The organism is Burkholderia sp. Ap-955, assembly GCF_011753045.1.
GTDB lineage: Bacteria > Pseudomonadota > Gammaproteobacteria > Burkholderiales > Burkholderiaceae > Burkholderia > Burkholderia lata_D.
Genome location: NZ_VWWH01000159.1, coordinates 1 through 8747, shown reverse-complemented (window position 1 = coordinate 8747; position 8747 = coordinate 1). Strand labels below are relative to the sequence as shown.

Genomic DNA, 8747 nt, shown 5'->3' with positions numbered 1-8747 from the left:
CACCGGCATGCGCGGCGCGCGGCGCATCGGCCACCTGCACCGCATACTGCGCGAGCACCGGCGCCTCGAACAGCGCGCGCACCGGCACGTCGCGGCCGAGCCGTTCGGCCACGCGCGTCGCGACGCGCACGGCGGCGAGCGAATGGCCGCCGAGATCGAAAAAGTGATCGCCACGGCCCACGCGCTCGAGATTCAGCACGTCGCACCAGATCGCCGCGAGCGCGGCTTCGTCGCCGTCGTGCGGCGCTTCGTACGCCCGTTCGACGCGTACCGGCGCCGGCAGCCGTGCGCGGTCGACCTTGCTGTTCGCGTTACGCGGCAGCGCGTCGAGCACGATCAGCTGCGCGGGCACCATGTAATCGGGCAGCGTGCGGCGCAGGTGCGCGTCGAGCGTCGCGGCTTCCACCGGCTGCGCGGCCGCCTGCGCGTCGGCGGTCAGTTCGACATACGCGACGAGCTGCGCCAGTGCGCCCTGCCCGTGCACGACCGCGCAGGCTTCGCGCACCGCGTCGTGCGCGGCAAGCTGGGCCTCGATCTCGCCGAGTTCGATACGCAGCCCGCGCAGCTTCACCTGGTGGTCCACGCGGCCGATGAAGTCGAACACGCCATCCGCGCGACGCCGCACGAGGTCGCCCGTGCGGTACAGCCGCGCGCCCGGCGCGCCGTACGGATCGGGCACGAAGCGCTCGGCCGTCAGCGCCGGGCGGTCGAGATAACCGCGCGCGACGCCGATCCCCTCGCCGCCCAGGTACAGTTCGCCGATCACGCCGACCGGCAGCGGATGCAGGCGTTCGTCGAGCACGTGCGCGGTGCGCGCGCCGACCAGCGTGCCGATCGGCAGGTACGCGGCGTCACCGAGCTTCGCGAGATCGTCGCCGGGCCGGAACATCCACAGCGTCGGCGTGATGACCGTCTCGGTCGGGCCGTAGCCGTTGACCACGCGCACGTTCGGCAGCGCGCGGCGCAGCATCGCGAACGCCTCGCGCGACGTCGCCTCGCCACCGACCGTCAGCGAACGCAGCGTCGGCGGCGCGCCGTGCGCGAGCGCCCATTCGGCGAGCTGCGCGGCGCAGCCGGGCGGCACGTAGGTCATCGTCACGCCGTCGCGGACCATCATCGCGCAGGTCTGCGCGGGCGGCCACAGCACGTCGGCCGTCACCGACACGGCGGCGCCCGACATGTATTGCGAAAACCAGCCTTCGTGCGCGCCGTCGAAGTTGACCGACTGGAACAGCAGGAACACGTCGTTCTCGCCCGCACCGTAGCGCTCGGCGATCGCCGCGCAATGCAGCGCGAACGACGCGTGGTCGACGATCACGCCCTTCGGCTTGCCGGTCGAACCCGATGTGTAGATCGCATAGGCCGCGTGGCCCGGCAGTACGTCCGGCAGCACGACGTGCGCGGCTTCGTCGAGGGCCTCGATTTCATCGGCGTGCCACACGCGCAGATCCGGCAGTTCGGGCAGCGACGCGGCGCTCGCGCGGTCGGTCAGCACGTGCGCGATGTTCGCGTCGCCGACGATCTGTGCGAGCCGTTCGCGCGGATGCGCCGGATCGAGCGGCACGAACGCGGCGCCCGACTTCAGCACCGCGATCAGCGCGACGAGCAGGTCGACCGAGCGCTGCAGTGCGACGCCGACGCGCATTTCCGGCCGGACGCCGGCCGCCACCAGGTGGCGTGCCAGCCGCGCCGCGCGCGCATCGACTTCACCGCGCGTCAGCGCGCGATCGATATCGGCGACGCCGTGTGCGTCGGGCCGGGCCTGAGCATGCGCGGCGATGCGGGCGTGCACCGGCACGAACGGTTCGGATTCGGTTGCGCCTGCCGGTGCGTTCCATGCGAAGAGTTGCGCGCGCTCATCGGCGGGCAGCCAGTCGAGATCGCCGATCGGCATGTCCGGGCGCGCGAGCGCATCGGCGAGCAGCGTGACGAAGCGTGCGGCCAGCCGAGCAATCGCGTCCGCCTCGAACAGGTCGAGTGCGTAGATGAAGGCGGCATCGAACGTGCCGTCCGGCGTCGCTTCGACCGACAGCGTCAGGTCGAATTTCGCGGACGGCGTGCCCGACGGCAGCAACGCGGCCGAAGCCGCGCCGAGCGCCGGCAGCGCGCGGCGCTCGCCGTAGGCGGCCATCACCTGGAACAGCGGATGGTGGCTCGCGCTGCGCGGCACGCCGAGCGCATCGACCACCTGCTCGAACGGCACGTCCTGGTGCATCTGCGCGTCGACGAGCGCGCGCTGGGTGCGTGCGACCAGCGACGAGAAATCGCCGTGCGCGGGCACGTCGACGTCGATCGCCAGCGTGTTGACGAAGAAGCCGATCAGGCCGGCGACTTCCGCGCGTTCGCGGTTCGCGGCCGGCACGCCGACGCAGATCCGCGCGTCGCCGGTCGCGCGCGCCAGCAGCGCATCGAGCGCGGCGAGCAGCACCGCGAACGGCGTGGCGCCCGATGCAGCCGCGAATGCGCGCAGTTGCGCGCCGATGCGTGCATCGAGTGAAAACACGTGGCGTGCGCCGCGCGCACTGCGGCGCGCGGGTCGTGCCGTCGCGCCCGGCAGCGTCAGCACGCCGCGTTGCGGATCGAGCCGTTCGCGCCAGAACGCGAGCTGGCGGTCGCGCTCGCCGGCGTCGAGCCAGCGGCGCTGCCACAGCGCGTAGTCGGCGTACTGGATCGGTAGCGGCGCGAGCGGCACCGGTTCGCCCGACGCATAGGCGCGATAGAACGACGCAAGCTCGAACAGCATCACGCCCGACGACCAGCCGTCCGACACGATGTGATGGACGGTCAGCGCGAGCCAGTGATACGTCGCGTCGAAGCGCACCAGATGCGCACGCACGAGCGGCGCCGTGCCGAGGTCGAACGGCTCGGCTTCGTCGGCCGTCGCGACGGCTTCCGCGCGCGGTACGCGCTGCGCGTCCGGCAACGCTTCGAGATCGGTTTCGCGCCACGGGCAGCGCAGCGGTGCGTTGATCGTCTGTGCGACACCGTCCTCTGCTTCGTCGAAGGTCGTGCGCAGCGCCTCATGGCGCGCGATCAGCGCGTCGCACGCAAGACGCAGCGCATGCGCGTCGAGCGGGCCCGTCAGTGCCAGGCGCTCGGTGATGTGATACGCGTCCGGCGCATCGATCAGCCGCGCGTGCAGCCACAGCCGCGTCTGCGCGAACGACGCCGGCACGCGGTCGTGGCGCGCCGTGCGCGGCGGAATCGGCAGCACGCGGAAGTCGATACCGGCCGCGCCGAGCTTGTCGATGAAGACCGCGCGCTGCGCGTCGGGCAGTTGCGCGAAACGCGTCGCGAGCGCGAGCCAGTCGGGTTGAACCTTCGTCATCCGTCGTCCTTATTGGGTTTCCAGTTCGCCGAGCAGCGCGTCGATCGCGCTCGCCGCATCGGTCTCGCCACGGGCCGCGCAGGCTGCGTCGATCGCTTCCGCGCAACGCGCCAGCGTGCGTGTGTCGAACAGCGTGCGCAGCGGCAGCGCGAGCCCCCAGTGCAGGTTCGCCTGCGCGTGAGCCTGCGTCGCGAGCAGCGAATGGCCGCCGAGCAGGAAGAAGTCGCCGTCGCGACCGATCGCATCCACGTGCAGCACGCGTTGCCAGATCCCGGCGAGCGCGCGTTCCGTGTCGGTCGCCAGCTCGACTTCGGCCGCTGCTTCGCGCACCGGCGCGGGCAGCGCATGGCGGTCGCACTTGCCGTTCGGCGTCACGGGCAACGCGTCGAGTTCGATCAATTGCGACGGCACCATGTAGGCCGGCAACTGCGCGCGCAGCGCATCGAGCAGCGCCGCCCGGTCAAGCGGGCCCGCGTCGCCGCATGCGACGTAGCCGATCAGTTGCTCGTCGCGCACGATCACGACCGCGTCGTTCACGCCAGGCGTCGCGCGCAGCAGCGCCTCGATCTCGCCCGGCTCGATCCGCTGGCCGCGCAGCTTCACCTGCGTGTCGACGCGGCCGAGATAGTCGAGCGCACCGTCGGCGCGCCGGCGCGCGAGGTCGCCCGTGCGGTACATGCGCGCGCCGGGCACGAACGGATTGGGCACGAAGCGCTCGGCGGTCAGCGCCGGACGGCCGAGATAGCCGCGCGCGAGGCCTGCGCCCGCGAGATACAGTTCACCGGTCGCGCCGGCCGGCACCGGCTGCCATGCCGCATCGAGCACGTGCAGTTGCAGATTCGCGATCGGATGGCCGATCGGCACCGCGACCGCAAGCGCATCGTCGGGGCCGCAGGTCCAGTGCGACACGTCGATTGCCGCTTCGGTTGGCCCGTACAGGTTCACGAGCGTCGCGTTCGGCAGCAGCCGCGCCATCTTCGCGACGAGTTCAGGCGCGAGCGCCTCGCCGCTCGCGACGATCAGACGCACGCTGTCGCACTGTGCAGCGGCCGAGAAATCGTCGAGATACGCGGCGAACGCGGCGAGCATCGACGGCACGAAGTGCAGCACCGTCACGCCGTGCGCATGGATCGCGGCCGCCAGACGCGCCGGATCGCGATGGTCACCGGGCGCGGCGATCGCGAGCTTCGCGCCGATCGCCAGCGGCCACACGAATTCCCACACCGACACGTCGAAGCCGAACGGCGTCTTGTGCAGCACGACGTCGTCGCGCGTCAGCCGGTAGGCGTGCTGCATCCACGCGATCCGGTTCGCGAGCGCGCCGTGCGTGTTGCCGGCGCCCTTCGGCTTGCCGGTCGAGCCGGACGTGTAGATCAGGTACGCGAGCTGCGCGTCGTCGATCGGGGCGGTCACGTCGGCGGTGTCGCTGGCGGCTTCATCGGCGAGCAGGTCTGCCACCGTCAGCAACTGCGTCGCGACGCCGTCGCCGAGCGCGGCCTCCACCTGCTCGTGCAGGTGGGCCTGCGTGATCGCCACGGCCGGCCGCGCGTCGCGCAGCATGTAGGCAATGCGCTCGGCCGGATAGTCGGGATCGATCGGCAAGTAAGCCGCGCCGGCCTTCAGCACGCCGACCAGCGCCATCACCATGTCGAACGAACGCTCGACGCACAGTGCAACCGGCGTGTCGGGCTGCACGCCGCGTCGGCGCAGCGCAGCCGCGATGCGTGACGTGCTGACATCGAGTTCGCGATAGGTCGCGCGATGCACGCCACCGTGAACGTCCGCGTATTCGAGCGCGATCGCGTCGGGCGTCGCCCGTGCCGCATCGGCGAATTGCAGATGCAGCGGCTGTTGCTGCGCAGCCGGCCATGCGTGGGCGGTGTCTTGCGCTCGCGCCAGTGCGCCACGGGTGGCTTCGTCGGCGATCGACAGCGTGCCGAGCCGCGCATCCGGCGTGCGGGCCAGTGCATCGAGTGCGCACGCGAACGCGCGGTGCCAGGTTTCAACCTGCCGCGCGTCGACGCGCGCGGTGTCGTAGCCGTAGTCGATCGTCAGCTCGGCACCGCTCTCGATCACCAGCGTCAGCGCGAAATCGGTCGCTTCGATGCTGCGCACGCCGCTCAACGCGAGTGCGCGCGGATCGGCGTCGCGCGCCGTATCGTCGACCGGGTAGTTCTCGAATACGACCAATGTGTCGAACAGTGCGCCGCCCGCGCCGCGCGCCCAGCGCTGGATGTCGGCGAGCGGCGTGTGGGCGTGCTCGGCGGCGGCCGCGTTCTCGCGTTGCAGCGTTTGCAGCCAGTCGGCCGCACGTTGCTGCGGCGCGGGCGCGGTGATCACCGGCAGCGTGTTGATGAAGAGACCGAGCACGCTGTCGACATCCGCGAGCGCATCGGGGCGGCCCGCGACGGTCGCGCCGAACGCGACGGCCGGCTGGTGCGTCATCCGCTGCAGCGCGAGCGCCCACGCGCCCTGCACCAGCGTGTTGACCGTCAGCTTCAGTGCGCGCGCCGTCTGCGCGACACGCGTCAGCGTGTCGGCATCGAGCGTCGCGCGCCACGTGACCATTTCGGCATCCGCGCGGTCGGCCGTCCGTTCCGCGATCAGCGTCGGTGCGTCGAGTCGAGCGAGTCGTTCGGTCCAGAAGCGCTCGTCGGCAACGCGGTCGCGCGTGCCGAGCCAGGCGATGAAGTCGCGATAGCGCAGCGCCGGGCGGCTCGCGAACGGCGACACGGCATCCGGGTCGCGATAGTCGCACAGCACATCGGCGAGCAGGCGCGCGGTGCTCCAGCCGTCGAGCAGCACGTGGTGACGCGTCCATACGACGCGCCATGCGTCGTCGGTCACGCGGATCAGCGTGAGCCGCATCAGCGGCGGCTCGCGCCAGTCGAAGCCGCGAGTGCGATCGGCGGCGAGCCATGCGTCGAAATCGGTATCGAACGTGTCGCCGCGCGTGCGCCAGTCGAGTTGCTCGACCGGCATCCGCGCATGACGATGCACGCACTGCAGCGGCGCGGCTTCGTCCGGCATCACGCTCGTGCGCAGGATGTCGTGGCGCGCGATCGACGCGTCGAACGCAGCCGCGAGCCGGTCGGCGTCCAGCGCGGTCGCGGTCGCGACGAGCTGGTTCACGTAGCTGGCGTGACCGGGGGCGAACAGCGCATGGAACAGGATGCCCTGCTGCATCGGCGACAACGGATACACGTCGTCGATCGTGCGCCAGTCGAGCGGCGTGCGCTCGATCGCGGCCTGCGTGAGCCCGGCGGCCTGCGCGAGCGGGAAATCGCCCGGCGTCGCGCCACCGCCGCGATGCGCGACGCGCGACGCGCAGGCGTCGACGAGCTCGCGCAGCGCCGATGCGAAGCGTTCGGCGAATGCGTCGATCGTCGCGCGCTCGAATTGCGGTGCGCCGTAGACCCAGTGCACTTTCAGCGTGCGTGCGCCATCGCGATCCGTGTCGAGATACGCGTGGATCGCGAGCGTATTGCCGAGCGGACCCTGTGGATCACGCTCGACGCCGGTGCCGCCGAAGCGCGGCACGAGCGTGGCATCGCGCGGCGCGTCGAACTGGCCGAGATAGTTGAATGTGACGCGCGGACGCGGCACGGCGGCCAGCGCCGCACGCGTCGCCGCATCGCCGTAGTGCGCGAGCACGCCGAAGCCGAGCCCCTTGTGCGGCACCGCGCGCAGCACGTCCTTGACCGCGCACAGCGTGTCGCTTGCCGTGGGGGCCACCGGCAGCATCACCGGGTAATGGCTCGTCAGCCAGCCGATCGTGCGGCTGGCATCCACGTCGTCGAACAGCGCCTCGCGGCCGTGCCCTTCCAGTTCGACGCGGCACGATGCGGCACCGCTCACGCCGGCCAGCGCCAGGGCGAGCGCCGCGCCCAGCAGTTCGATCGTCTGCGTGCGATAGGCGGCGTGCGCATCGGTCAGCGCCGCGCGGGTCAATGCCGCGTCGATCGTCTGCACGACAGTGGCCGCATCGGCATTCGTTGCCGCTGCGTCGGGATGATCAGGCACGATGTCGTCACCTTGCGCCATGCCGGCCCAGTAAGCGGCTTCGGTCGCGAACGGCGATGCCGGTTCCGTTGCCGCACGTGCAAGCCGCGCGGCCCACGCGTCCGCGCGCGGGCCCGGCTGAGACAGTCGAACCGGCGCGCGTTCGCATGCAGCACGATAGGCCGCGTCGAGGTCGTCGAGCAGGATGCGCCACGACACGCCATCGACGATCGCATGGTGAATCGCGAGATAGAGCTGCGTCGAGCCGTCCGGCAAGCGTGCCGCGCAGGCGCAGGCAAGCGGCCCGCAGCCGAGGTCGAGACGGCGCTGCAACGCGTCGAAGCGCGCGAGCGCGTCGGCTGCGTCGCGGGCGGAGACTTCGACGAACGGCAGCGCGTCGTATGGCTTCGCGGCATCGCTGGCGTGCCACGTACCGTCTGCGCCGCGTGCGAAACGCTGGCGGAACGCGTCGTGATGCGTCAGCAATGCGTCGAACGCGCGAGCGAATGCATCGGCGTCGAACGACCCGCGCACGTCGAAGGCAACTGACTGGTTCCAGTGGCCGCGCTGCGGGATGTCCAGCGCGAAGAAGCGCTGCTGCGCGGGCGTCAGGACCTGTGCCGTCACCGGCGCGCTGGCAGCGACTGCAACCGCAGGCTGCGCGGCAGCCGCAGTGACGTCCTCCGTCTTCGCGATACGCGCGAGTTCGGCAACCGTCGGCCCGTCGAACAGCTGCTTCGGCGTGAAGCGCACGCCGCGTTTGCGCGCGCGGGCGATCACCTGCAGCACAAGGATCGAATCGCCGCCGAGCTCGAAGAAGTTGTCGTCACGGCCGACCTTCGGCGCCTTCAGCACGGCCTGCCAGACTTCGGCGAGCACCGTTTCGACCGCGCCCTGCGGTGCATCGCCGGAGACCGTCACGACCGGCGCGGCCGCCAGTTCGCGCAACGCGGCGCGATCGATCTTGCCGTTCGCGGTCACCGGCAGGCGTGCGAGCGCGACGAACTGCGCAGGCACCATGTAGTCGGGCAGCTTCGCGGCAAGCGCCTCGCGCAGTGCAGCCTCGTCGAAGTTCGCGCCATCGCGCATCACGACGAACGTCGAGAGCCGCAGGCGGCCGTCGTGTTCGATCGCGAGCGTTTCGGCCTGTGCAACCGGGCCGGCCGCACGCACCGCCGCACTCACCTCGCCCGGTTCGACGCGGTAGCCGCGAATCTTCACCTGGTCGTCGATACGGCCGAGGAACGCGAGCCGGCCGTCCGCGCGCAAGCGCACGCGGTCGCCGGTGCGATACAGCCGCGCACCGGGCGTGAACGGATCGGGCACGAAGCGCTCGGCGGTCTGCGCCGGGCGCCGCAGGTAGCCGCGCGCGACGCCCGGCCCGCCCAGGTACAACTCGCCCGCCGCGCCAGCCGGC

At 71.4% G+C, this 8747-nt stretch carries 2 protein-coding genes; both read right to left on the bottom strand.

Annotated features, from left to right (window positions below; all coding sequences use genetic code 11):
* Positions 1 to 3328 (bottom strand): non-ribosomal peptide synthetase (locus tag F3J15_RS36300; RefSeq protein WP_166897462.1); only part of this gene is annotated, 3328 nt, incomplete at its 3' end.
* Between the two features lie 9 nt (positions 3329 to 3337).
* Positions 3338 to 8747 (bottom strand): non-ribosomal peptide synthetase (locus F3J15_RS36295; RefSeq protein WP_166897459.1); only part of this gene is annotated, 5410 nt, incomplete at its 5' end.